22 protein-coding genes are annotated in these 23,354 nt (G+C 64.4%); 17 read left to right on the plus strand and 5 right to left on the minus strand.

The features are described from left to right. Positions 1 to 97: 97 nt before the first annotated feature. The 4 genes from AC3WW4_RS13075 to AC3WW4_RS13090 all read left to right on the plus strand — a co-directional run bounded on the left by AC3WW4_RS13075 (position 98) and on the right by AC3WW4_RS13090 (position 3,162). Positions 98 to 1,060 (plus strand): ribose-phosphate pyrophosphokinase, encoded by a 963-nt coding sequence (locus AC3WW4_RS13075; protein WP_488828917.1) that lies wholly within the window; start codon positions 98 to 100, stop codon positions 1,058 to 1,060. Between the two features lie 83 nt (positions 1,061 to 1,143). Further along, on the plus strand, positions 1,144 to 1,764 hold the full coding sequence (locus tag AC3WW4_RS13080; protein ID WP_488828918.1) for a 50S ribosomal protein L25/general stress protein Ctc: 621 nt from the start codon (positions 1,144 to 1,146) through the stop codon (positions 1,762 to 1,764). A gap of 102 nt (positions 1,765 to 1,866) precedes the next feature. Next, a complete protein-coding gene (pth, locus tag AC3WW4_RS13085; RefSeq protein WP_488828919.1) occupies positions 1,867 to 2,544 on the plus strand; it encodes an aminoacyl-tRNA hydrolase in 678 nt (225 codons plus the stop codon). A 42-nt stretch (positions 2,545 to 2,586) separates the two neighbouring features. Then, positions 2,587 to 3,162: a hypothetical protein gene (locus AC3WW4_RS13090; protein WP_488828920.1), complete on the plus strand. Its 576-nt coding sequence runs from the start codon at positions 2,587 to 2,589 to the stop codon at positions 3,160 to 3,162. Here AC3WW4_RS13090 and AC3WW4_RS13095 read toward each other — a convergent pair whose 3' ends face one another. The 3 genes from AC3WW4_RS13095 to rsmD are packed head-to-tail and all read right to left on the minus strand — an operon-like array spanning position 3,163 to position 4,719. Beyond that, a complete protein-coding gene (locus AC3WW4_RS13095; RefSeq protein ID WP_488828921.1) occupies positions 3,163 to 3,432 on the minus strand; it encodes a YfhL family 4Fe-4S dicluster ferredoxin in 270 nt (89 codons plus the stop codon). Positions 3,433 to 3,480: 48 nt separating this feature from the next. Beyond that, entirely contained in the window at positions 3,481 to 3,981 is a 501-nt protein-coding gene (gene coaD / locus AC3WW4_RS13100; RefSeq protein ID WP_488828922.1) for a pantetheine-phosphate adenylyltransferase, read from the minus strand. 54 nt (positions 3,982 to 4,035) lie between these two features. Then, entirely contained in the window at positions 4,036 to 4,719 is a 684-nt protein-coding gene (gene rsmD / locus AC3WW4_RS13105; protein WP_488828923.1) for a 16S rRNA (guanine(966)-N(2))-methyltransferase RsmD, read from the minus strand. 55 nt (positions 4,720 to 4,774) lie between these two features. Between rsmD and ftsY the strand changes: the two genes are divergently transcribed. After that, complete coding sequence (ftsY, locus tag AC3WW4_RS13110; protein ID WP_488828924.1) at positions 4,775 to 5,914, plus strand: signal recognition particle-docking protein FtsY; 1,140 nt, start codon at positions 4,775 to 4,777, stop codon at positions 5,912 to 5,914. A gap of 11 nt (positions 5,915 to 5,925) precedes the next feature. Here the strand turns inward: ftsY and AC3WW4_RS13115 are convergent, their stop codons facing one another. Beyond that, a complete protein-coding gene (locus AC3WW4_RS13115) occupies positions 5,926 to 6,825 on the minus strand; it encodes a DUF2726 domain-containing protein (RefSeq protein ID WP_488828925.1) in 900 nt (299 codons plus the stop codon). Positions 6,826 to 6,904: 79 nt separating this feature from the next. Next, positions 6,905 to 8,278 carry a signal recognition particle protein gene (ffh, locus tag AC3WW4_RS13120; protein WP_488828926.1) on the minus strand — a complete coding sequence of 458 codons (1,374 nt, stop codon included), beginning with the start codon at positions 8,276 to 8,278 and terminating at the stop codon, positions 6,905 to 6,907. Between the two features lie 32 nt (positions 8,279 to 8,310). Between ffh and AC3WW4_RS13125 the strand changes: the two genes are divergently transcribed. From AC3WW4_RS13125 to AC3WW4_RS13180, 12 genes are all read left to right on the plus strand, one after another. Beyond that, positions 8,311 to 9,177, plus strand: a complete 867-nt coding sequence (locus AC3WW4_RS13125) for a cytochrome C assembly family protein (protein WP_488828927.1) — start codon at positions 8,311 to 8,313, stop codon at positions 9,175 to 9,177. A 7-nt stretch (positions 9,178 to 9,184) separates the two neighbouring features. Further along, positions 9,185 to 9,448 carry a PP0621 family protein gene (locus AC3WW4_RS13130; RefSeq protein ID WP_488828928.1) on the plus strand — a complete coding sequence of 88 codons (264 nt, stop codon included), beginning with the start codon at positions 9,185 to 9,187 and terminating at the stop codon, positions 9,446 to 9,448. 13 nt (positions 9,449 to 9,461) lie between these two features. Further along, positions 9,462 to 11,288 carry a two-component system sensor histidine kinase NtrB gene (locus AC3WW4_RS13135; RefSeq protein WP_488828929.1) on the plus strand — a complete coding sequence of 609 codons (1,827 nt, stop codon included), beginning with the start codon at positions 9,462 to 9,464 and terminating at the stop codon, positions 11,286 to 11,288. Next, the gene (locus tag AC3WW4_RS13140) at positions 11,285 to 12,841 is read left to right on the plus strand and encodes a sigma-54-dependent transcriptional regulator (RefSeq protein ID WP_488828930.1); all 1,557 of its coding nucleotides are present in this window, start codon (positions 11,285 to 11,287) and stop codon (positions 12,839 to 12,841) included. The genes AC3WW4_RS13135 and AC3WW4_RS13140 overlap by 4 nt, the downstream gene beginning before the upstream one ends. Then, entirely contained in the window at positions 12,831 to 13,421 is a 591-nt protein-coding gene (gene ampD / locus AC3WW4_RS13145; protein ID WP_488829754.1) for a 1,6-anhydro-N-acetylmuramyl-L-alanine amidase AmpD, read from the plus strand. The genes AC3WW4_RS13140 and ampD overlap by 11 nt, the downstream gene beginning before the upstream one ends. 226 nt (positions 13,422 to 13,647) lie before the next feature. Continuing rightward, positions 13,648 to 16,515 carry a ribonucleoside-diphosphate reductase subunit alpha gene (locus AC3WW4_RS13150; protein WP_488828931.1) on the plus strand — a complete coding sequence of 956 codons (2,868 nt, stop codon included), beginning with the start codon at positions 13,648 to 13,650 and terminating at the stop codon, positions 16,513 to 16,515. 205 nt (positions 16,516 to 16,720) lie between these two features. Then, positions 16,721 to 17,917: a ribonucleotide-diphosphate reductase subunit beta gene (locus tag AC3WW4_RS13155; protein WP_488828932.1), complete on the plus strand. Its 1,197-nt coding sequence runs from the start codon at positions 16,721 to 16,723 to the stop codon at positions 17,915 to 17,917. Positions 17,918 to 18,075: 158 nt separating this feature from the next. Beyond that, positions 18,076 to 18,594 carry a histone gene (locus AC3WW4_RS13160; RefSeq protein WP_488828933.1) on the plus strand — a complete coding sequence of 173 codons (519 nt, stop codon included), beginning with the start codon at positions 18,076 to 18,078 and terminating at the stop codon, positions 18,592 to 18,594. Positions 18,595 to 18,679: 85 nt separating this feature from the next. Then, entirely contained in the window at positions 18,680 to 19,015 is a 336-nt protein-coding gene (locus AC3WW4_RS13165) for a DUF167 domain-containing protein (RefSeq protein WP_488828934.1), read from the plus strand. A 175-nt stretch (positions 19,016 to 19,190) separates the two neighbouring features. Continuing rightward, the gene (ettA, locus tag AC3WW4_RS13170) at positions 19,191 to 20,855 is read left to right on the plus strand and encodes an energy-dependent translational throttle protein EttA (protein ID WP_488828935.1); all 1,665 of its coding nucleotides are present in this window, start codon (positions 19,191 to 19,193) and stop codon (positions 20,853 to 20,855) included. A gap of 171 nt (positions 20,856 to 21,026) precedes the next feature. Beyond that, on the plus strand, positions 21,027 to 22,052 hold the full coding sequence (locus AC3WW4_RS13175; protein ID WP_488828936.1) for a hypothetical protein: 1,026 nt from the start codon (positions 21,027 to 21,029) through the stop codon (positions 22,050 to 22,052). A gap of 200 nt (positions 22,053 to 22,252) precedes the next feature. Then, positions 22,253 to 23,293 carry a putative solute-binding protein gene (locus AC3WW4_RS13180; protein ID WP_488828937.1) on the plus strand — a complete coding sequence of 347 codons (1,041 nt, stop codon included), beginning with the start codon at positions 22,253 to 22,255 and terminating at the stop codon, positions 23,291 to 23,293. The last annotated feature ends 61 nt before the right edge of the window (positions 23,294 to 23,354 follow it).

Consider the following 23,354-nt stretch of genomic DNA (forward strand, 5'->3'; position numbering starts at 1 on the left):
AGGCTGTTTGTCCTGATCACCGCATCAGGATCTCCTGAGGGCAAGGTGCTGGGCAAGTGCTTTTTTTATCAGCACAAGACCCCAAGGTCGGCCCATCATGATCTCCGATACCGTTCTGTTCACCGGCAACGCCAACCCGGCGCTCGCTCAGGAAATCGCCACCAACCTCGGCATCACCTTGGGCAAGGCTGCGGTCGGACGTTTCTCCGATGGCGAGACCACCGTCGAGATCCAGCAGAACGTGCGCGGCCGCGAAGTGTTCGTGCTGCAGTCCACCTGCGCCCCCACCAACGACAATCTGATGGAGCTGCTGGTCATGGTCGACGCGCTCAAGCGCGCTTCCGCCCAACGCATCACGGCCGTCATCCCCTACTTCGGTTACGCCCGCCAGGATCGCCGCCCGCGCTCCACCCGCGTGCCCATCTCGGCCCGCGTCGTGGCCGATCTGCTCGAAACCGTCGGCGTCAACCGCGTCCTGACCATGGACCTGCACGCTGACCAGATCCAGGGCTTCTTCAACATCCCGGTCGACAACATCTACGCGTCGCCCGTGCTGCTGTCCGACCTGCAAGCCAAGAAGTACGAAGACCTCGTGGTGGTCTCGCCCGACGTCGGTGGCGTGGTGCGCGCCCGTGCACTGGCCAAGCAACTGGGTTGCGATCTGGCCATCATCGACAAGCGTCGCCCCAAGGCCAACGTGTCCGAGGTGATGAACATCATCGGTGAGATCGAAGGCCGCAACTGCGTGATCATGGATGACATGATCGACACCGCCGGCACCCTGGTGAAGGCGGCCGAAGTGCTGAAGGAGCGCGGCGCCAAGAGCGTGTACGCCTACTGCACTCACGCCGTGTTCTCGGGCCCCGCCATCGAGCGCATCAAGGCTTCGGCCCTCGACGAAGTCGTGATCACCAACACCATCCCGCTGAACGAAGCCGCCAAGAGCACGGCCAAGATCCGCCAGCTCTCGACCGCCTTCCTGTTCGCCGAGACCATCCGTCGCATCACCGACGGCGACTCGGTCACGTCCCTTTTCTCGGAACAGAACGCCAACTTCTGATCCGATTTTCCTGACCGGGCCGTCACAGGTTCGGTCTTTTCACAGCGCCTGGTCGCGGGCGCTGCATCCACTTGGAGCATTCCATGAAATTCACCGCCTTTGAGCGCAATCTGCAGGGGACCGGAGCGAGCCGCCGCCTGCGCAATTCCGGCAAGACGCCTGGCATCGTTTACGGTGCTGGCCAAGAGCCCAAGAACATTGAGCTGGACCACAACGCGCTGTACCACGCCATGCGCAAGGAAGCCTTCCACTCGTCCATCCTCGAGATGGAACTGAATGGCAAGGTTGAAAAGGTCCTGCTGCGCGACTACCAGAAGCACCCGTTCAAGCAACTGGTTCTGCACGTCGACTTCCAACGCATCGACGCCACCACCAAGATCCACAAGAAGGTTCCTCTGCACTTCATCAATGCAGAGCAATCGACGGCTGTCAAGGTCGACAAGTGCATCATCAACCACGCCGTGACCGAACTGGACATCGAGTGCCTGGCTGAGCAGCTGCCTGAGTTCCTGACGGTTGACCTGGCCAACGCGGTCAAGGGTCAAGTCATCCACGTCAACGACCTGGTCCTGGACAAGCACATCACCGTGCGCACCCATGGCTTCAAGAACCCGCTGGTCGCCACCGTGGTCGAGCCGGTCGAAGAAGTCATCGCCGCACCCGTGGCTGCTGCCGAACCTGCCAAGGGCAAGAAGAAGAAGTAATTCTTCTTCGGCTCTGCCGCCAAAGCCTTCGGGCTTTGAGTCAAGCCCCGCTTTGGCGGGGCTTTTCCATTTGCAGGCCCCTCTCCATAATCCGCGACCATCATGATTCGACTGTTTGTCGGCCTGGGCAACCCCGGCCCGGAATACGAAGACACCCGTCACAACGCCGGCTTCTGGTACATCGACGACCTGGCGCGCCGCCTGAAGGTGACGCTGCAACCCGACCGGGCCTATCACGGCCTGGTTGCGCGCGCAAACACACCGCAGGGGCCCGTCTGGCTGCTGCAGCCGCAAACCTTCATGAACCTGTCGGGCAAGTCGGTGGCCGCGCTGGCGCGCTTCTTCAAGATCGCCCCCGGCGAGGTGCTGGTGGCGCACGACGAACTCGATCTGCTCCCGGGTCAGGTCAAGCTCAAGCAGAGCGGGGGGCATGGTGGCCACAACGGTCTGAAAGACATCCACAGTCAACTGGGCTCGCCCGATTACTGGCGCCTGCGCCTGGGCATCGGTCATCCCGGCGTCAAGCACGAGGTGGCGGCCTACGTGTTGCGCAAGCCTCCCCAGGCCGAACGGGAAGCCATTTTCAAATGCATCGGGCAGGCGCTCGATGCCACCGAATTGCTGCTGGCCGGCGACACCGCCAAGGCCACGGCCCTGATTCACGCCCAGCCGCAGCGGCCCAAGCCACCGCGCAAGGTCATGCCCCCGGCCGACGCCAAGCCGGAAGGGGGCTGCACGGTCACCACATCTGCCCCGAACCCCGACAAGCCCACCTCATGAGGCACGCGATGTTCGAGGCTGGCCATTCCACAGGGAGGACACATGGCCCCGCACACTCGATCTGTTTCACGCCCCCCGCGCCACCTGGCTTGGGCGACCCTGGCCGTGATCGCCTGGTGTGTCTGCACGCCGGGCTTCGCCGCCACTGAGCCCCACGCGGATCGCAAGCCCCGCACGCGTCACACCACTCGTCAGCAGGCCAGCACGACATCCGCGCCGGTGCAGGCCCCGGCTCGCGTCACGCCGCTGCATGTCTGTCACGACGATCAGGGACGAACCGAGTACCGTCAAATCCCCTGCCCCGATGGCGGACGACGACTGCAGGGGCACGATGACGCACGTGGCGCCGGCCAGGTGCAACACAGCACCCAGATGGTGGCCCGCGAGAAAACCTTGCTGCGCACGATGGCGCGGGATCGGCAGCGCCTTGAGCGGCAGGCAATGCAGGAGCACACCTCAACAGCGCGAGCTCAGCGTCCTCGCCCAAAAGCCGATGAAGCAGAGACAGGCCGCACCTCCGGTCGGGCAAGACGAACCCAGCGAGAGCCCGCTTTGCCGCGCTACCGCTCACTGGCACCCCTCACGGCCGAGACCCCGCAGGAGCGCGTCAAGCCCTGATCAGGTCGGCGTCGGTGCCGAGGCCTGCGCCTGCAGCTTGTGGTACTTGGCCATCAACTGCTCCGGCGTCTCGACATGATCGGGGTGGACCGGGATGCACTCGACCGGACAGACCTGCACGCACTGGGGCTCGTCAAAGTGCCCCACGCACTCGGTGCACTTGTTGGGATCGATGACGTAGATGGTCTCGCCCATCGAGATGGCCTGGTTGGGGCACTCGGGCTCGCACACATCGCAGTTGATGCATTCTTCGGTGATTGTCAGTGCCACGGCGTTGACCTGATTGCTTCGCGGGGTGAATGAACGGGTGCCGTGCCTTCAGGCCGACGGCTTGGCGACCCGCGCTTTCAGGCGGGACAGCACCGAAGGCGCGACGAACTTGGAGACATCGCCTCCCAGGATGGCGATCTCGCGCACAAAGGTGCCCGAGACAAACTGGTACTGATCTGACGGGGTCAGGAAGACGGTCTCGACCTCTGGCATGAGGTGGCGGTTCATGCCGGCCATCTGGAACTCGTAGTCAAAGTCGCTGACGGCACGCAGGCCTCGGACCACGACCTGGCCGTTTTGTGACCTGACAAACTCGCTCAACAGACCCGAAAACGCGACCACCTCGACGTTGGGGTACTCGCTGGCCACTTCACGGGCCATGTCCAGGCGCTCTTCCAAAGAAAACAGCGTCTTCTTGTGGTGTCCGGCCGCGACGGCGAGCACCAGGTGACCAAACAGATGACTGGCGCGGCGCATCAGGTCCGCATGGCCCAGGGTCATCGGATCAAAGGTGCCGGGGTACACGGCGGTCAGCAACGGGGACGACATCAATCAGAACTCCTGCGCGGGCATCACCCCTGGGGTTGACCCGCAGTGTAAGTCTCAGGCCAGCGACCCGTCCGCCGCAGGGGCATCGGCCATGCGCTGGAAAAGGTGAAAGTGCACGGCGCCCGCCTGGCCGTGGCGATGTTGGCGCAAGCCGGCTTGGCGAACGGCGGCGTCCTCGTCACCGAAAGCCCGATCGGCCTCCAGATACACCCAGCCCCCGACTGGGATGCAGCGGGCCGCAGCCACCAAGGCCGGCACAAAGAGGTCGGCATCAAAAGGCGGATCGAGAAAGACCAGATCGAAACGCCCGGCGCGCTGCGACTGGGCCATCCAGTGCAAGGCATCGGCTTGCTGCACCTGCACCTGGGTGGCCTTGAGGCGGGCCTGCGTGGCTTGCAACGCTCGCACCAGGGTGGGATCGCGTTCGAGCAGGCAGACCTCGTCGGCCCCCCGCGACGCGGCCTCCAGGCCCAGAGCGCCGCTGCCGGCAAAGGCATCGAGCACGCGCCAGCCCGACAGGTCCTGGCCCAGCCAGTTGAAGAGGGTTTCTCGCACCCGCGACGGCGTGGGCCGCAAACCGGCCGACACGGGCACCGGCAAGGGCGTGCGCTTCCACTGCCCGCCCAAAATCCGCACTTCTTGCGCGGCGGTGCGCGCCACTTTGCGAACGGCCGCCGTGGGGTCGGGGACCATGGGGGCGCTTTCCGGGCGGCGTGAACGGGAGGCAGGTTTTGTCATGGCGTCGGGCATCAAAGGGGGCATTGTAAAAAGCCTGCGCGCCTACAATCAGGGCATGTTCAGTTTCATCAAGAAAAAGCTGGGTTGGGGTTCCACGCCAGCCGAGTCGTCGCCCCAGGACACCTCACCCGAGGTGCCTCATGTGGACACGCCTGCCTCCCCACCGTTGGAGGTGCCTGCACCGGTGGTACCACCCGCACAGGAGGCATCGACGGCGCCAGTCCCCGTGGACGTGCCCGCCCCGCAGTCCGCAGAGCTCGCACCCAGTGCGCCAGCGGCCGAGCGCCGCTCCTGGCTGGACAAGCTGCGCAACGGTCTGCGCAAGACGGGCTCCAGCATTGCCCAGGTGTTCACTGGCACCCAGATCGACGACGCGCTGTATGAAGAGCTGGAGTCGGCCCTCTTGATGGCCGATGCGGGCGTGTCGGCCACCGAGTTTCTGCTGCAAGACCTCAAGCGCCGCGTCAAGGAGGCCAAGGCCACCGAGCCGTCTCAGGTCAAGGCACTGCTGATCGACGCCATCACCGAGTTGCTGCAGCCGCTGGAGCAATCACTGGAGGTGGGGCACCACACGCCCACCGTGATCATGGTGGCGGGCGTCAACGGCGCGGGCAAAACCACCACCATTGGCAAGCTCACCCGCCACCTGGCAGACTCCGGTCAACGCGTGCTGCTGGCCGCGGCCGACACCTTCCGCGCGGCAGCCCGCGAGCAGCTGATGGTCTGGGCCGATCGCAACCGCGTCGAGATCGTCAGCCAGGAAGGCGGCGACCCGGCCGCGGTAACTTTCGATGCGGTCAAGGCTGGGCATGCGCGCAGCTGTGACGTGGTGATCGCCGACACGGCCGGCCGCCTGGCCACGCAGTTGCACCTGATGGAAGAGCTGCGCAAAATCAAGCGTGTGATTGGCAAGGCCATGGACAGCGCACCGCATGAAGTGCTGCTGGTGGTCGATGGCAACACGGGGCAGAACGCCCTCTCGCAGGTCAAGGCCTTTGACGAGGCCCTGGGCTTGACCGGCTTGGTCGTCACCAAGCTGGACGGCACCGCCAAGGGCGGCGTGCTGGCCGCCATCGCCTTGTGGTCGCGCGAGCGTCACAAGAGCGTGCCGGTGTATTTCATCGGGGTAGGCGAGAAACTGGAAGATCTGCAGACCTTCAAGGCCCGCGAGTTTGCACAGGCTCTGCTGACCTGACAGACAGATGGTCAGCGCGAGCGTTGTGACGGGGGAATCTCGTCCAGCGGGGCCGGCATGGTGGGCTCAAGGTCGTCGAACCAGGTAGAGGGCGGCGGATCGCGGTGGCTGGCGGCATGGCGCCCCTCCCCCGCTTGCTCGGACTCGTCAAGGTCGTCGAGGTTGAAGTCCAGACCATTTTCTTTGACCGACATGCCCTGCATGTGGCCACCCGTGCGCATGGAGGCCACCACGGCGGCAGCGTCGGCATCGCGCCGGCTGCGGCTGCTTTCTGAGAACGGCATCACTGGCGGCACGGGGTCATTGCGGGTGGCATCCACACCCAAAATGGCTTCGCGTACCTGCAGCAGGTCCGGCAAGGCACCCTCATGCCAGACCTGAACCGGGATGTGCGAGGCGCGCAGCACCTTGTCCATGCGGGTGTGGCGACGGCGGGTGCGATCGGTTTCCTGCGCAGAGGGCTGTCGGATTTCGACCACGGCCAGCACGTGAGAGGCCATGTCGCAAACCACCAGGTCCACACAAAGTGAGCCGACGCGGCGCAACCATTCGGCATAAGAGTTGCGCGTGGGCACCTTGATGAAGCGGGCCACGGGCACCTGGGCGAGGACCATGTGATCCGGCAAGGCCTTGCGCAGGAGGTGATAGGCCTCGCGCTCAGCGTGGGTCAGCAACCGGGTCGAGCCAGGCTCCCAGTCCATCACGGTATCGAGGCTGTCGTAGGCGGCCGGGCGCCCCTGTTTGCGCGAGCGGTGATCTCCGCCCTGGGGTGAGGCAGGCCGGGTGACTTGGGTGGCGGCCAGGCGAGAACGGCCAAAACGCCAGGCGGCGGCCACGCCCACGGCACCCACACCCCCGACCAGCAAAACCGGCCACAACGACACCCAATCCATCATGTTCTGTTCGCGCACGCAGTGATCACACTCCTACGCTAACAGCGGCACGCAGCAGAATCAATCGAAACTTGCGCGCAAGGCGTGACAAGCCGTGTCAGCGGCCCATGCCGCCCATGCCCGGCATGCCCTTCATGCCGCCCATGCGCTTCATCATCTTGAAGAGACCGCCGCCCTTCATCTTCTTCATCATGGTGCGCATCTGGTCAAACTGGTTGAGCATGCGGTTGACGTCCTGCACCTGCACACCGGCCCCGATGGCGATGCGGCGCTTGCGGCTGGCCTTGATGATGTCGGGCTTCTGACGCTCTTGCGGCGTCATGGCGCGGATCATGCCTTCCATGCGGCGCACGTCGCGCTCGGCCTTGTCCATGTCGGCCTGGCCGGCTTTGGAGGCGATCTCGGTGGGCAGCTTGTCGATCAGGCCAGAGAGGCCGCCCATGTTCTTCATCTGGCTGATCTGGGCCAGGAAGTCTTCGAGGTCGAAATCGGCCCCTGACTTGACCTTGTCGGCCAGTTTCTGGGCGGCGGCAATGTCCACGCCCTTCTGGACCTCTTCGACCAGGGCCACGATGTCGCCCATGCCCAGCACGCGACCGGCATGGCGCTCGGCATCGAACACTTCCAGGCCGTCGATCTTTTCAGAGACGCCGGCAAACTTGATGGGCACGCCGGTGATCTGGCGCACCGACAGGGCTGCACCACCACGCGAGTCACCGTCAAGTTTGGTGAGCACCACACCGGTCAGCGGCAGGGCTTCCTTGAACGCCTTGGCGGTGTTGATGGCATCTTGCCCCTGCATGGCATCGACCACGAACAGGGTTTCAACCGGATTGAGCTGCGCGTGCAGGGCCTTGATTTCGGCCATCAAGACTTCGTCAATGGCCAGGCGGCCGGCCGTGTCGACCAGCAGCACGTCGAAGTAGTGGCGACGCGCGTAATCGATGGCCGCTGCCGCGATGTCAGCGGGCTTTTGCTCGGGCGCCGAGGGGAACCATTCGGCCCCGGCCTGCGCGGTCACGGTCTTGAGCTGTTCGATGGCGGCGGGGCGGTACACGTCGGCCGAGACGGTGAGCACCTTCTTCTTGCGCTTTTCGATCAGATGTTTGGCCAGCTTGGCCGTGGTGGTGGTTTTACCGGCCCCTTGCAGGCCGGCCATCAGGATGACCGCTGGGGGCTGGGCCGCCAGGTTGATGTCGGCCACGCCCTCGCCCATGGTGGCGGAGAGCTCCTTTTGCACGATGCTGACCAGCACCTGGCCCGGCGTCAGGGAGGAGACAACCTCCTGGCCCAGGGCCTTGTCCTTGACGCGTGCAATGAAATCGCGCACCACGGGAAGCGCCACGTCGGCCTCCAGCAGCGCCATGCGCACCTCACGCAACATGTCCTGCACGTTGGTTTCGGTGATGCGGGACTGGCCGCGCATGGTCTTGACCAGGCGACTGAGTCGTTCTGTGAGGTTGGATGCCATGAAATCGCTGCTTGTGCTCGTAAACTTGATCCATGATTTTATCGCCCGCCTTGCCCTCGCAACCCGCTCTCTGGCCCAGCGTGCTGGCCATACTGGCTTATTTCTTCGCTGCGGCCTGGCCGGGAGGCGCCGCAGGGGGTCTTGCACGTCACGAACGCCCGATCTGGGTCGCGCTGTCAGTGGCATGGCTGGCGCAGGCGGTGGCCATCGTGCTGGACACCGTGATCACCCACGGTGACACGATGGGCGCGCGCTTTGGCTTTGGCACGGCCTTGTCGATCACCAGCTGGCTGGTCGTGGCTGTGTACGCCTTCGAGAGTCGCCGCCTGGGCTTGCCGGGTTTGCGTCGGGTGCTGGCGGTGCTGGCGGCCCTCACGGTGGCCCTGGGCTGGCTGTTTCCGGGGCAGATGCAATCGGTGCATGGCGCCACCTGGGCGCCCTTGCATTGGTTGCTGGGTTTTGCGTCTTATGGCCTGTTCGGGGCGGCCTTGCTGCACGCCGTGCTGTGGCGCCACGCCGAACGGCAGTTGCGCGCCCCGCCCAGCGCCTCAGGCACCTTGCCCCTGCGCGCCCGCCATGGTGGCCAGGCACTGGGCATGCCGCTGTTGCGCCTGGAGGCCTTGACGCTGCAGTTCGTGTGGGCGGGCTTTGTGATGCTGTCCCTCACCTTGCTGCTGGGTTTTTGGTTCACCACGCCCTGGCGCTGGGACCACAAGAGCGTGTTCTCGGTGCTGTCCTGGGTGGTGTTTGCCACCTTGCTGGTCGGGCGCGCGCGCTTTGGCTGGCGCGGACGGCTCGCCATCCGCTGGCTGGTGGCCGGCTCGGCGCTGCTGCTGCTGGCCTATGTCGGCTCACGCTTCGTGCTGGAGGTGATCCTCCACCGCGGCCAACCCGGTTGAGGGGCCCATGTTGAAGTATCTGCTCATCGGGGTGCTCATTGTCTGGCTGCTGTACTCGCCCATCCTGCGACGGGCGCGCCAGATCCAGCGTGATCGTCGGCCGGCAGCGCCCACCGCAACGACTGGGCCAGCAAAGCCGCCCCAGGTCGAAGACATGGTGGCCTGCGCCCATTGCGGCGTCCACCTGCCCGCCAGCGAAGCGTGCCAAGACACGGCCGGACAGCCCTATTGCAGCGCCGCCCACCGCGACGCCGGCCCCTCCTCGCGCTGAAGCGCCCTCCGACATGCCTCCCCATCCCCGGGATCCCGCCGCCTCATGGTTCGGACACTTCGACCCCAGCACCCCGGGTGACGGGGCGGACCCCACCGACATCCCCTGGGCATCGACCCAAGCCGATGCAGCGGCAGGCGCATCCACCCGACAGGACAGCCGCCCCTTTCTGCGCACCTACCGCACGTTTCTGAGCGCACGCGCCCTGCTCGCCGTGGTGCTGCTGGGGCTGCTGGCCGGCAATTGGCTGATGGGCAACCGCGGGCTGATCTGGATTGTCACGGCGGTAGGCTACGCGAGCATGGCCCTGCTGCTGTGGGCCTGGCCCTCCACGACGGCCAGCCAGCGCACGCCGAACCCTCACACCCCACCGATGCTGAGTCCGCGCCAGGCGGTGTTGAGCATTGGCCTGGACCTGGCGTTCTTTTCGCTGCTCCAGCATCTGATGAACACCACGCTCAATGCACAGGCCCTGCTGGCCCTGCCCGTGTTGATGGCCGGTGTGCTGATGCCACGGGTGGTGGCCCTGGCCGTGGCGGCCGTGGGCTCGATCAACCTGCTGGCGGCGGCCTGGATCCAAGGCACCCTCACATCGAACCTGAGCGCCCAGCTGACCGAGGCTGGCCTGACCGGGTTCGGCTTGTTTGCCATTGCCGCCCTGGCCAGCGAGCTGGCCGCGCGCGTGGCCCGCGAAGAGCGCAGTGCACGCGGCAGCCTGGAGCTGGCCCGCCAACAGGCCCAGCTCAACCGCCTGGTGATGGAAGAGATGAGCGAGGGCGTGCTGGTGGTGGACCGGCAAGGCCGCGTGCGCACAGCCAACCCGGCCGCACGTCGCCTGCTGAACTCGCAAGGCCTCACGCCCCCTGCGCCCTTTCAGCTTCGCGGAGTGCCTGCCTGGGTAGGACTGGTCCTGGCGGTCGACCAAGCGGTGAACACACCACTGCACGCAGAGACAGGCCAGGAGGTGCTGCTGCGCTTCGACGATGGCAGCCGCCGCGACCTGCGCGTGCGGGTGCGCTTCACACGGGGGCACAAGGCCATTCAGGCCGAAGACATGTGCATGCTGTGGCTGGAAGACCTGCGCATCGTGCGTGCCCGCCAACGTCAGGACAAGCTCGCGGCGATGGGCAGGATGTCGGCCGGGATCGCCCACGAGATTCGCAACCCCCTGGCCGCGATTTCGCAAGCCAATGCGCTGATGGGCGAAGACGCCACCACCCCCACCCAGCATCGTTTGACGCGGATGATTGCCGAGAACGTCGTCCGACTTCAACACATCGTCGACGACATCCTCGCCGTCGCCCCCGGCGCACGCCCGCCGGCACCGGCCATCGACCCGCTGGAGACCGTCCAGAATATCTGTACTGAATGGCGACTCACCCACGGCCTGAGCGGCGGCCCCGAGTCGTTGCTGCAGGTGCACACGCCGCACCTGGAGCAAGCCACTGGTCCGCTGCAGGTGCGCTTCGAGCCCGAGCATCTGCAGCGCGTGCTGGTGAACCTGCTGGACAACGCCCTGCGCCATGGCAGCGGGCAACCCGGCGCCATCGAGGTCACGCTGACGTGGCGACCCGCCCGGCAAAATGGCGCCATGCTGGTGCTGTCGGTGGCCAGTGATGGTGAACCCCTGACGGCCGAGACCGAACGGTCGCTGTTCGAGCCCTTCTTCTCCACCCGCAGCCGGGGCACCGGCCTGGGCCTGTATATTTGCAAGGAGTTGTGCGAGCGCCATGGCGCGGCCATCGACTACCGACAGCACCCCGCTGCCGTACGCCACCGCAACGAGTTTTTCGTCACGATGCCGATCGAACCTGAGGGATCCTCCCCCTACATCGCATGAGCCCCCCTGCCCTTCATCGCCTGCTGGTTGTTGACGACGAACCGGACCTGCGCACCCTCTACGAGCTGACCTTGCTGCGCGAAGGCTATGACGTCGAGACCGCAGGCACGGTGGGCGACGCCTGGCAACACCTGCAGGATCAAACCTTCAGCGCGGTGATCACCGACATGCGCCTGCCCGACGGCACTGGCCTGGAGCTGTTGCAACGCCTGGAGGCGGCGGGACGCCACGAGAAATCCATCGTGATCACGGCCTACGGATCAGCTGAGAATGCCGTGAGCGCCCTCAAGAGCGGCGCCTACGACTACCTGACCAAGCCGGTCGATCTCAAGCAGTTCCGCTCCGTGGTGGCCGCCGCCATCGCCTCGGACACCCTGACCACACCGGTGCCAGGCACGCCGATCTCGCCTCCGGCCACGCCCGCACGCTGCGCCCCGCCACGCGCGCGCGCGCTGTCTCGGCTGGCGGGTCACAGTGCGCCCATCCAGCAGGTACGCGACCTGATCGAGAAGGTCGCGCGCAGCATGGCGCCGGTCATGCTGTGGGGCGAATCGGGCACGGGCAAGGAGCTGGTGGCGCGGGCCATTCACGACGTCAGCGTGCGGGTTGAACGCCCCTTCATCCCCGTCAACTGTGGCGCCATCCCCGAGCAGTTGCTGGAAGCCGAGTTCTTTGGCTACCGCAAGGGGGCCTTCACCGGCGCCCAGGAAGACCGCGAGGGCTTCTTCCAAGCTGCGCACGGCGGCACCCTCTTCCTCGATGAAATCGGAGACCTGCCGCTGGCCATGCAGTCCAAGCTGCTGCGTGCCATCCAGGAGCGGGCCGTCCGCCCCGTGGGCGCCACTCAGGAGGTCGCCGTGGATGTGCGCCTGCTCAGTGCCACCCACAAAGACCTGCAGGCTGAGGTGAAAGCCGGGCGCTTCCGTCAGGACCTGTACTACCGACTCAACGTCATCCAGGTCACCCTGCCGGCGCTGCGCGAGCGGCTGGAAGACCTGCCCGAGTTGAGCGCCCGCATCCTGGAGCGCATCGCTCACGAAACAGGCATGTGCGCCCCCGCCACGCTCAGCACCACGGCCATGAAGGCTTTGATGCAGCACCCCTTCTTGGGCAATGTGCGCGAACTGGAGAACCTGCTGCAGCGTGCCGTGGCCCTGAGCAACCACGCCGTTCTGGAGGCCGAGGACTTGGGCATCGCATGCGCACGCGATGCGGCCTCCTCCCCCGCGCCCTCCTGCGGCGAACCTCGTGAACCCGTGCCGTTGAGCGACTGGGTGAGGCCCGCCGACGCCGAGCCTGCCACCAGTCTCCCGCTCACCGCCGTCACGGCCGAGCCCCCGCCCCTGCCATCTGATCTGGCCACACACCTCGACCACATCGAACGTGACATCCTGGTGCGGGCACTGGAAAAGCACCGCCTCAACCGCACCGCTGCAGGCGCCAGCCTGGGCCTGTCGCTGCGCCAGATGCGCTATCGCATGGCCCGGCTCGGTGTGCAGATCACCGATCACGGGGTGGTGCTGGGTGAACGCTTCGATCCCGATGTGGAGTGAAGCCCAGCCCCTGTGGTCGGGCGGATGGCTGCGCGATGCGCGTCCCGTCCCATCGCCCAATTTCGGACCACGCCCGTCGGACACGCCTGTGACCCTGGCCGTGATCCACTCCATCAGCCTGCCCCCTGGCGAGTATGGTGGCCCCGAGATCGAGCAGCTGTTCACCAACCAGCTCGACTGGGACGCCCACCCTTATTTCGAGCTGATCCGTGGCATGGAGGTGTCCTCGCACTTCGTCATCCGCCGCGATGGTGAGTTGCTGCAGTTCGTCTCGGTGGACGACCGGGCCTGGCACGCCGGGCGCTCCAGTTGGCAAGGACGCGACAACTGCAACGACTACTCGGTGGGCATCGAGCTGGAAGGGCTGGAAAACCACCCATTCGACGCCGCCCAGTACACCCGCCTCAGCGAGCTGCTGCGCACCCTCGCGCAGCACTACCCGATCACACAGGTCGCGGGGCACGAACACATCGCACCGGGTCGCAAACAAGACCCCGGATGCGCCTTCGATTGGCGAAAGTTACAAACACTCACAACCTGGCCGGACCAGGTTTTCCCATGGGGTCAGGCTCAGGCCTGAGGGCCTTCCCCAGAGGGAGAAGTCCGTTTTTCCCGATGTGAATCGACCGGGCGCGCCAAACACCCCCGCATCCGCCGGACACTACCTGTAGTGCTTGCAGCCTCGCAAAACACCAGATATAGTGCTCTGACGCAGTGGCCTCCACGAACCCTTGTCGGTCTCGGAAGCCTGAATCTGGGGCCCGCCACGCTTGGTCGTGCGGCCCGATGAATCCCAAGGGAACTCCATGCAAACGTCCACGCCCAGCACCTTGTCGCCCACATCTTCTGCCCTGCCCGGCGCCGCCGCCGTGGCCACCGAGCCACGTCAGTCCGCCTACGCTGGCTACCAGATCATCCGACGCAATGGTGCGGTCGTGGCCTTCGAGCCCAGCAAGATCGCCGTCGCCCTGATGAAGGCCTTTCTGGCCGTGCACGGCACGCAAGGCGCCGCCTCCGCCAGCGTGCGCGAAGACGTCGACGTCCTGACCGAGGCCGTGGTGCGCGGCCTGCTGCGCTCGCGCCCCAGCGGCGGCACCTTCCACATCGAAGACGTGCAAGACCAGGTGGAGTTGGGCCTGATGCGTGGCGGCCACCACGAGGTCGCCCGCGCCTACGTGCTCTACCGCGAGCGCCGCACCCAGGAGCGCGCCAAGATCGCCTCTGAGCAACAGGCCGCCGCCCTGCCCACGCTCACCGTGATCGACCGCAGCCAGCGCGTCCCGCTCGACCTGCCCGCCCTGCAAGCCCTGATCGAATCGGCCTGCGAAGGCTTGGGCGACGACGTCAAGGCCGCGCCCATCCTGGCCGAGACCCAGCGCAACCTGTACGACGGCGTCTCGATCGACGAGGTCTACAAGGCCGCCATCCTGGCCTCGCGCACCCGCATCGAGCACGACCCCGGCTACACCCGCGCCACCGCCCGCCTGCTGCAGCACACCATCCGCCGCGAAATTTTGGGCGAAGAGGTGACGCACGCCGACATGGCCACGCGCTACGCCGAGTACTTCCCCAAGTTCATCAAGAAGGGCATCGCCGCGGAGCTGCTCGACGAGAAGCTGGCCCAGTTCGACCTGGCCCGCCTGGGCGCTGCGCTGAAGTACGAACGTGACCTGAACTTCGACTACCTCGGCCTGCAGACCCTGTACGACCGCTACTTCCTGCACCACGACGGCGAGCGCATCGAGATGCCGCAGGCCTTCTTCATGCGCGTCGCCATGGGCCTGGCGCTCAACGAAATCGACCGCGAAGCCCGCGCCATCGAGTTCTACGAGCTGCTGTCGTCCTTTGACTTCATGTCGTCGACCCCGACGCTGTTCAACTCCGGCACGCGCCGCTCGCAGCTGTCGTCGTGCTACCTGACCACCGTCCCCGACGACCTCGATGGCATCTACGAAGCCATCAAGGAAAACGCCCTGCTGAGCAAATTTGCCGGCGGCCTGGGCAACGACTGGACCCCGGTGCGCGCCCTGGGCTCGCACATCAAGGGCACCAACGGCAAGTCGCAAGGCGTGGTCCCCTTCTTGAAGGTGGTCAACGACACGGCCGTGGCCGTGAACCAGGGCGGCAAGCGCAAGGGCGCCGTCTGCGCCTACCTGGAATCGTGGCACCTGGACATCGAAGAGTTCCTGGAGCTGCGCAAGAACACCGGTGACGACCGCCGTCGCACCCACGACATGAACACGGCCAACTGGATCCCCGACCTGTTCATGCGCCGCGTGATGGAAGGCGGCGACTGGACCCTGTTCTCGCCCTCCACCTGCATCGACCTGCACGACAAGTTCGGCATCGCCTTCGAAGAGGCCTACACCGCCTACGAAGCCAAGGCCGACCGCGGCGAGATCAAGCCCTTCAAGCGCATCAAGGCCACCGACCTGTGGCGCAAGATGCTGTCGATGCTGTTCGAAACCGGCCACCCCTGGATCACCTTCAAGGACGCTTGCAACGTGCGCTCGCCGCAGCAGCACGTCGGCGTGGTGCACTCGTCCAACCTGTGCACCGAGATCACGCTCAACACCAACGACAGCGAGATCGCCGTGTGCAACCTGGGCTCGGTCAACCTGGCCCAGCACATCAAAGACGGTGGCATCGACCACACCAAGCTGCAAAAGACCGTGCGCACCGCCATGCGCATGCTCGACAACGTCATCGACATCAATTACTACGCAGTCAAGAAGGCCCGCGACTCCAACCTGCGTCACCGCCCGGTCGGCATGGGCATCATGGCCTTCCAGGATGCGCTGTATCAACTGCGCACTCCGTACGCCAGCGCCGAAGCCGTCGAGTTCGCTGACCGCTCGATGGAAGCCGTCTGCTACTACGCCTACCTCGCCTCGACCGAGTTGGCCGAGGAACGTGGCCGCTACAGCAGCTACCGTGGCTCGCTGTGGGACCGCGGCATCCTGCCCATCGACTCGCTCAAGCTGCTGGCCGAACAGCGCGGCGGCTACGTCGAGGTCGACACCTCGGTGACGATGGACTGGGATGCCCTGCGTGCCCGCATCGCCCAGTACGGCATGCGCAACTCCAACTGCGTGGCCATCGCCCCCACCGCCACCATCTCCAACATCGTCGGCGTCGACGCCTCGATCGAGCCCTGCTTTGGCAACCTCTCGGTCAAGTCCAACCTGTCGGGCGAGTTCACCATCGTCAACGAGTACCTGGTGCGTGACCTCAAGAAGCTGGGCCTGTGGGACGACGTGATGGTGATGGACCTCAAGCACTTCGATGGCTCGCTACGCCGCATCGACCGCGTGCCCGAGGACATCAAGGCCCTGTACGCCACGGCTTTCGAAGTCGAGCCCATCTGGTTGGTGGAAGCCGCTTCGCGTCGCCAGAAGTGGATCGACCAGGCGCAGTCTCTCAACATCTACATGGCCGGCGCATCGGGCAAGAAGCTCGATGAAACCTACAAGCTGGCGTGGGTGCGGGGTCTGAAAACCACCTATTACCTGCGCACCATGAGCGCCACACACGCCGAGAAATCGACCGTGTCACGCGGTCAGCTCAACGCGGTCTCCAACGCCGCCCCTGTGGCCACAGCCGCAGCCAGTGAGCCAGCCAGCGATGTGAAGTTCTGCTCCATCGACAACCCTGACTGCGAAGCCTGTCAGTAAGGGTTGATCGCGGTCATGCATCGGGCCTCGTCATCACACCTGAGGACGAGGCCCGATGTCTCTGCAGCCGCCTTGAATCCCCGTATTCATGCACCTTCTGACGTTTTCGATGCACGGCTGCAACAACTTCACGCCGCATCTGTCAAGAAGTGCTTGGTGTTTATCACAACACCCTTCCATAATCTGATGCCATAGGATATTTACCATGCTGGTCTGGGAAGACGATTCCTCCAACGCCTCTTCAATCCCTGTTGTTTCTGTGCCCCCCTCATCAGGCGCCGCACGGAACACGACGGCGTCACCGACGATCAGTGATTTCGCCTCGGCCGCACCGGTCCCTCGCGCCACCACACTGAGCGCCCCCCTGACTGCCAGCGCGTCCACCCGCCGCGTCAACGCGGCTGACAAGCGCATCATCAACGGCCAGACCGACGTCAACCAGCTGGTGCCTTTCAAGTACAAGTGGGCCTGGGAAAAGTACCTCGCCACCTGCGCCAACCACTGGATGCCGCAAGAGGTCAACATGTCGCGCGACATCGCCTTGTGGAAGGACCCCAATGGTCTGTCCGAAGACGAGCGCCGCATCATCAAGCGCAACCTCGGCTTCTTCGTGACTGCTGACTCGCTGGCCGCCAACAACATCGTGTTGGGCACCTACCGCCACATCACCGCCCCCGAGTGCCGCCAGTTTCTGCTGCGTCAGGCTTTTGAAGAAGCCATCCACACCCACGCCTATCAGTACATCGTGGAGTCGCTGGGTCTGGACGAGTCCGAGATCTTCAACGCCTACAACGAAGTCAAGTCCATTCGCGACAAGGACGAGTTCCTGATCCCCTTCATCGAAGCGATCATGAACCCGAACTTCAAGACCGGCACCCCGGAGAACGATCAGACGCTGCTGAAGTCGTTGATCGTGTTCGCCTGCCTGATGGAAGGCCTGTTCTTCTACGTCGGCTTCACGCAGATCCTGGCCCTGGGTCGCCAGAACAAGATGACTGGCGCGGCCGAGCAGTACCAGTACATCCTGCGCGACGAGTCGATGCACTGCAACTTCGGCATCGACCTGATCAACCAGCTCAAGCTCGAGAACCCGCATTTGTGGACATCCGAGTTCAAGGCCGAGATCAAGGCCCTGTTCCTCAAGGCCGTCGATCTGGAATACGCCTATGCCGAGGACACCATGCCACGTGGCGTGCTGGGCCTCAATGCCTCCATGTTCAAGGGCTATCTGCGCTACATCGCCAACCGTCGCGCCACGCAGATCGGCCTGGAAGAGCTCTTCCCCAATGAAGAGAACCCCTTCCCCTGGATGAGCGAAATGATCGACCTGAAGAAGGAACGCAACTTCTTCGAAACCCGTGTCATCGAATACCAGTCGGGCGGCGCCCTGTCCTGGGATTGATCCAAGCCACACACAGAGCACTGGACCAGCCCACACATGAGCCCCCGGCCCACCCCATTCACCACACCGCGCCCAGATCCTAGGGGGCGACGGGTGATGAATCCCTGTGCTGCGCATGGCAGTGCAGTGCTCTTTGCAACTTGATCAAGGAGATACGTATGGCAACTGCAAAAAAAGTGGCAGCAAAGAAAGCCGCTCCGGCCAAGAAGGTCGCTGTGAAGAAAGCTGCACCCGCCAAGAAGGCTGTGGCTGTGAAGAAGGCTGCGCCTGCCAAGAAGGCAGCTGCACCGGCCAAGAAGGTCGCCGTCAAGAAGGTCGCTGTGAAGAAAGCTGCAGCACCTGCCAAGAAGGCCGCCGTGAAGAAGGCCGCGCCCGCCAAGAAGGCTGTGGCCGTGAAGAAGGCAGCGGCACCGGCCAAGAAGGTCGCCGTGAAAAAGGCTGCCGCACCGGCCAAGAAGGCTGTGGCCGTGAAGAAGGCAGCGCCGGCCAAGAAGGCCGCCGTCAAGACCGTGGCAGCCAAGCCGGCGGCCAAACCAGCGGCCAAGCCCGCTGCCAAGCCTGCCGCCAAGAAGGCCGCCGCCAAGCCTGCTCCTGCCAAGAAGCCTGCCGCGCCGGCTGCCAAGACCACGCTGAGCCCGCAAGCCGCGTGGCCGTTCCCGACCGGCAACAAGCCCTGATTGCCGACGGGTTCGACCCACTGGCGCCCTTGTTAACAGGGGCGCCCCAACCCGGCCTCGGCCGGGTTTTTCATTTCTGCACGGCATGAATCCACCCTACCCACCCTGGCCCTGCCTGCGCCTGGAAGGCAAAGGCCCTCAGCCCAAAGTCATCCTGGACCTCAGCGTCTCACCCAACGCCAAGCGCACCGAACTGGTGGGCTGGCACGATGGTGCCCTGCGTGTGCGCCTGTCCGCCCCGCCGGTGGATGGCGCCGCAAACGAGGCCCTGCGGAAATGGCTCGCGAGCGAGTTGGGCGTGCCTCAGGCACGCGTCACGCTGCTGCGCGGCGCCAGCGGTCGACGCAAGCAGTGGGCCATCGATGCCACCGAGGCCGAGGTGAGTGCCTGGCTGGCCCGCCAGAGCGTGCTGCTGACCTGAGGACACCACTCCCGCTCAGCGACGGCTCTCACATTCCCACCCGAAACCGGCGCGATCTGAGTGAAACAGTCATTCTTGCGCCGTGATCTGTGCGCAAAGGGCGTGCTTGCCTTAAGCTATAGGGTTTGGCGTCCCCACGTCGCGCACCTTGTCGTGCGCGCAAGCACATACCTACATGGCCCAGTACGTTTTCACCATGAACCGCGTCGGGAAGATCGTTCCCCCGAAGCGCCAGATCCTCAAAGACATCACCCTGAGCTTTTTCCCCGGCGCCAAGATTGGCGTGCTGGGCGTGAACGGCTCGGGCAAGTCCACCTTCCTGAAAATCATGGCGGGCGTGGACAAGGACATCGAGGGCGAAGCCGTCCCGATGCCGGGCATCAAGATCGGCTACCTGCCCCAGGAGCCCGTCATGAACCCCGAACAAACGGTGCGTGAAGCCGTGGAAGAAGGCATCGGCGGCGTCCTCGCTGCCAAGAAGCGCCTCGACGAGGTCTATGCGGCGTATGCCGAAGAAGACGCTGACTTCGATGCCCTGGCCGCCGAACAAGGCGAGCTGGAAGCCATCATTGCCGCCGGCGGCTCCGGCAACACCGACCTACAGCTCGAACTGGCTGCTGACGCCCTGCGCCTGCCCGCCTGGGATGCCGTGATCGGCAACCTGTCCGGGGGTGAAAAACGCCGTGTGGCCCTGTGCCGCCTGCTGCTGTCCAAGCCCGACATGCTGCTGCTAGACGAACCCACCAACCACTTGGACGCCGAGTCCGTGGACTGGCTGGAGCAGTTCCTGCAGCGCTACAGCGGTACCGTCGTGGCCATCACCCACGATCGCTACTTCCTGGACAACGCCGCCGAGTGGATTCTGGAACTCGACCGCGGTGCCGGCCACCCCTACAAGGGCAACTATTCCGATTGGCTGGAAGCCAAGGAAAAGCGCCTGGAAGCCGAGCAAAAGACCGAAGACGCCCGTGCCAAGGCCCTGAAGCAGGAGCTGGAGTGGGTGCGCAAGAACACCAAGGGTCGTCAGGCCAAGAGCAAGGCCCGTCTGGCCCGCTTCGAAGAGCTGAGCGACGTCGAATACCAAAAGCGCAACGAAACGAACGAAATCTTCATTCCTGTGGCCGAGCGCCTGGGCAATGAGGTCATCGAGTTCAAGAACGTCACCAAGTCCTTTGGCGACCGTTGCCTGATCGACAACCTGTCGTTCAAGGTGCCGGCTGGCGCCATCGTCGGCATCATCGGCCCCAACGGCGCCGGCAAGTCCACGCTGTTCCGCATGATCCAGGGCGTTGAAACCCCGGACAGCGGTGAAGTCGTCATCGGCAAGACCGCACAACTCGCGTTCGTGGACCAGAGCCGTGAAGGCCTGGCTGCCGACAACACCGTGTGGCAAGACGTTTCGGGCGGCCTCGACAACATCGTCGTGGGCAAGTTCGTGATGCCTTCGCGCGCCTACATCGGCCGCTTCAACTTCAAGGGCAACGACCAGCAGAAACTGGTGGGCAACCTGTCCGGCGGTGAACGCGGCCGTCTGCACCTGGCCAAGACCCTGGCCCAGGGCGGCAACGTGCTGATGCTCGACGAACCGTCCAACGACCTGGACGTCGAAACCCTGCGCGCGCTGGAAGATGCGCTGCTGGAGTTCGCCGGCTCGGCCATGATCATTTCTCACGATCGCTGGTTCCTCGACCGCATCTGTACGCACATCCTGGCGTGCGAAGGCGACTCGCAGTGGTTCTTCTATGACGGCAACTACCAGGAGTACGAAGCCGACAAGAAGAAGCGTCTGGGCGAAGAAGGCGCCCGCCCGAAGCGCGTGCGTTTCAAGCCCATCCGCTGAGCCATCCGGATTTACCCATGCCAAGGCCCGTCCCAGACGGGCCTTTTTCATTCCCCGAAGTGAGGGGCTGCGGGGGCTATCCCTAGTGCCGTCCACATCAGGTCAGCACAGTCCCCTCCCTAGAATCAAAAGGACTTTTATTGGCGCGCGGCGCCACATGGAGACCTTCTGATGACCTTTCGGTTTACACGCCTGCTCGCCTCCACTGCACTGGCAGCCTCGGCCTTGACCCTGAGTGGGTGCGCCCTGATCCAGTCCAACGTCGCTGGCACCACGCTGAGCATCCTGGAAGACGGCTTCACCCCGCCCGTGCTGACACTCAGCGACGTCGAGATGGGCTGCGGCTTCTCCATGATCAACACCCCGCTGGTCGGCGCGGCCCGCAATTTCTACGGCGACCCATCCCTGATGGAAACCGTGATGCTGAGCTCGGCTGGTGTGTGCTCCGAGAACCAGGCCATCACCGAAGAAATGCGCTACCTGCGCGCCTCGCGCGACAAGCGCTCTGATGAGGCCCTGGACGCCCGCATCACCCAAAAGCGCTTTCTGGCGACCGCGGCCGAGCGCCAGTACACCGCCTTCCTGCGCATGAAGATCAAGCTGCAGCAAAAGTACTATTTCAAGTTCGGTGAGGAGTGCCCCCGCTTCAAGCGCGACTTTGACGAAATGGTCTACCTGCTCGGCGCCGTCGGCGGGCTGCAGGCCATGCAGAACGACATCGCCGCTCAGCAGGCTGTGGGCGTGCCCACGGACATCGCGCCCCAGGTGGAGCGCGCCATGAACTGCCTGGACAACGTGAAGTGGTGGGGCGTTCCCCAGGCTGCCCGTGCGGTGGTCTGGAGCATCATCCCCGGCGCCGATGCTGGCAAGGACGTGCAAGGCACGTTTGACACCTCCATGGGCATTGGCGAGCACAAGGGTGTGCGCCTGGCCCACGTGATGGCCGCCATCGCCGCGCAGTCCACCGACAACAAGCCACGTCTGCGCAGCGTCATCCAGCGTTTCAGCACCGCAGAAAACTTCAAGCCCAATGCCGAGTACCGCCTGCTGGACGCCATTGCCCAGTCGCAGCTCACCAACATCTCCGATCGCCTCTGGACACAGAACGCCGGCACCCGGACGCCGGTGGGCTCCCTGGGCAAATTCTGGGATGACAAGGCTGGCGCCGATATTGACGCTGGCAGTTTCCTGAATTGATGGCATGACTCACGCCCCACCCACAGGGAATTCCCTTCCCCTGGGTGCGGGCCGCAAAATGACCCCGCCGCAAGCCCACATGGATATAGTTGTAAACGACTGTTTTAGATCACGCAAGTGATCAGATATGACCGGGCAAGCCGGTTCAAGCAAGGGCCCGCAGTCGAGGCCCTTGTCTTTTGGTGTACCGAGGAGACAGCATGAAGTTGGGCAAGTTCAGTGCGGCCGCGTGGGTCGTGATGGGCGCAATCGGCAGTGCGCATGCCAATCAGAAACTCTGTGTGTATGACATGTTGGGCGCCACCGGCGACTTGTTCAACATGACCAAGGATTACGTCGTTGCCATGCAGCGCAACGGCGCCACCTTGGAGCTCAAGGGCTACACCGACGAGCGTGTGGCCACCGAAGACTTCCGCACCGGGCAGTGCGATGCGGTGATCGCCACGGCGTTCCGCATCCGCCAGTTCAACGCGGTGTCGGGTTCGATTGACACGCTGGGCTCGACCACCATCGTGCGCAACGGCAAGATCGACATTCCCGCCAGTTACGACGTGGTGCGCAAGCTGATCCAGACCTATGCGTCACCGGCGGCCACCAAGTTGATGACCGAGGGCAACTATGAAGTCGGCGGGATGATCCCGCTGGGAGCCGCCTACCCGATCGTCAGCGATCGCAAGGTCAACACGATCGAGGCGCTGGCGGGCAAGCGCATCGCCGCATTCGACCACGACAAGGCACAGGCCGTGATGATCCAGCGCATCGGCGCACAGCCGGTGTCGGCCGACATCACCAACTTCTCGAGCAAATTCAACAACGGTCTGGTGGACATGATCGCCGCGCCCACGATGGCCTACAAGCCGCTGGAGCTGGCCAAGGGCATCGGCAAGAACGGTGCGATCACACGCTTTCCGATCATGATCCTGACCTACCAGATGGTGATCAACCGGACGAAGTTTCCGGATGGGTTCGGCGTGAAGTCACGCGAGTACTGGAGCAGCCAGTTCGACCGGGCCATGCAGTTGATCAAGCAGGCCGATGCCGGCATCCCGCCCGCCACCTGGATGGATCTGAGCGCCGAGAACTCCTACAAGTACACCCTGATGCTGCGCGAATCCCGCATCGACATCGCCCAGAAAGGCCTGTACGACAAGCGCGGCCTGAAGGTGATCAAGAAGATCCGCTGCAACGTGAACCCGGCCGACCCGGAGTGCACAACCAAGTCTGAAGAAGACTGGAAATGAACCTCGGCACGGTGCTGCATCGCCAGCCTGTGCCCTGAATCCCCCCTCCGACTCCCCTGTC

The sequence above is a fragment of the Aquabacterium sp. TM01 genome (assembly GCF_057808345.1).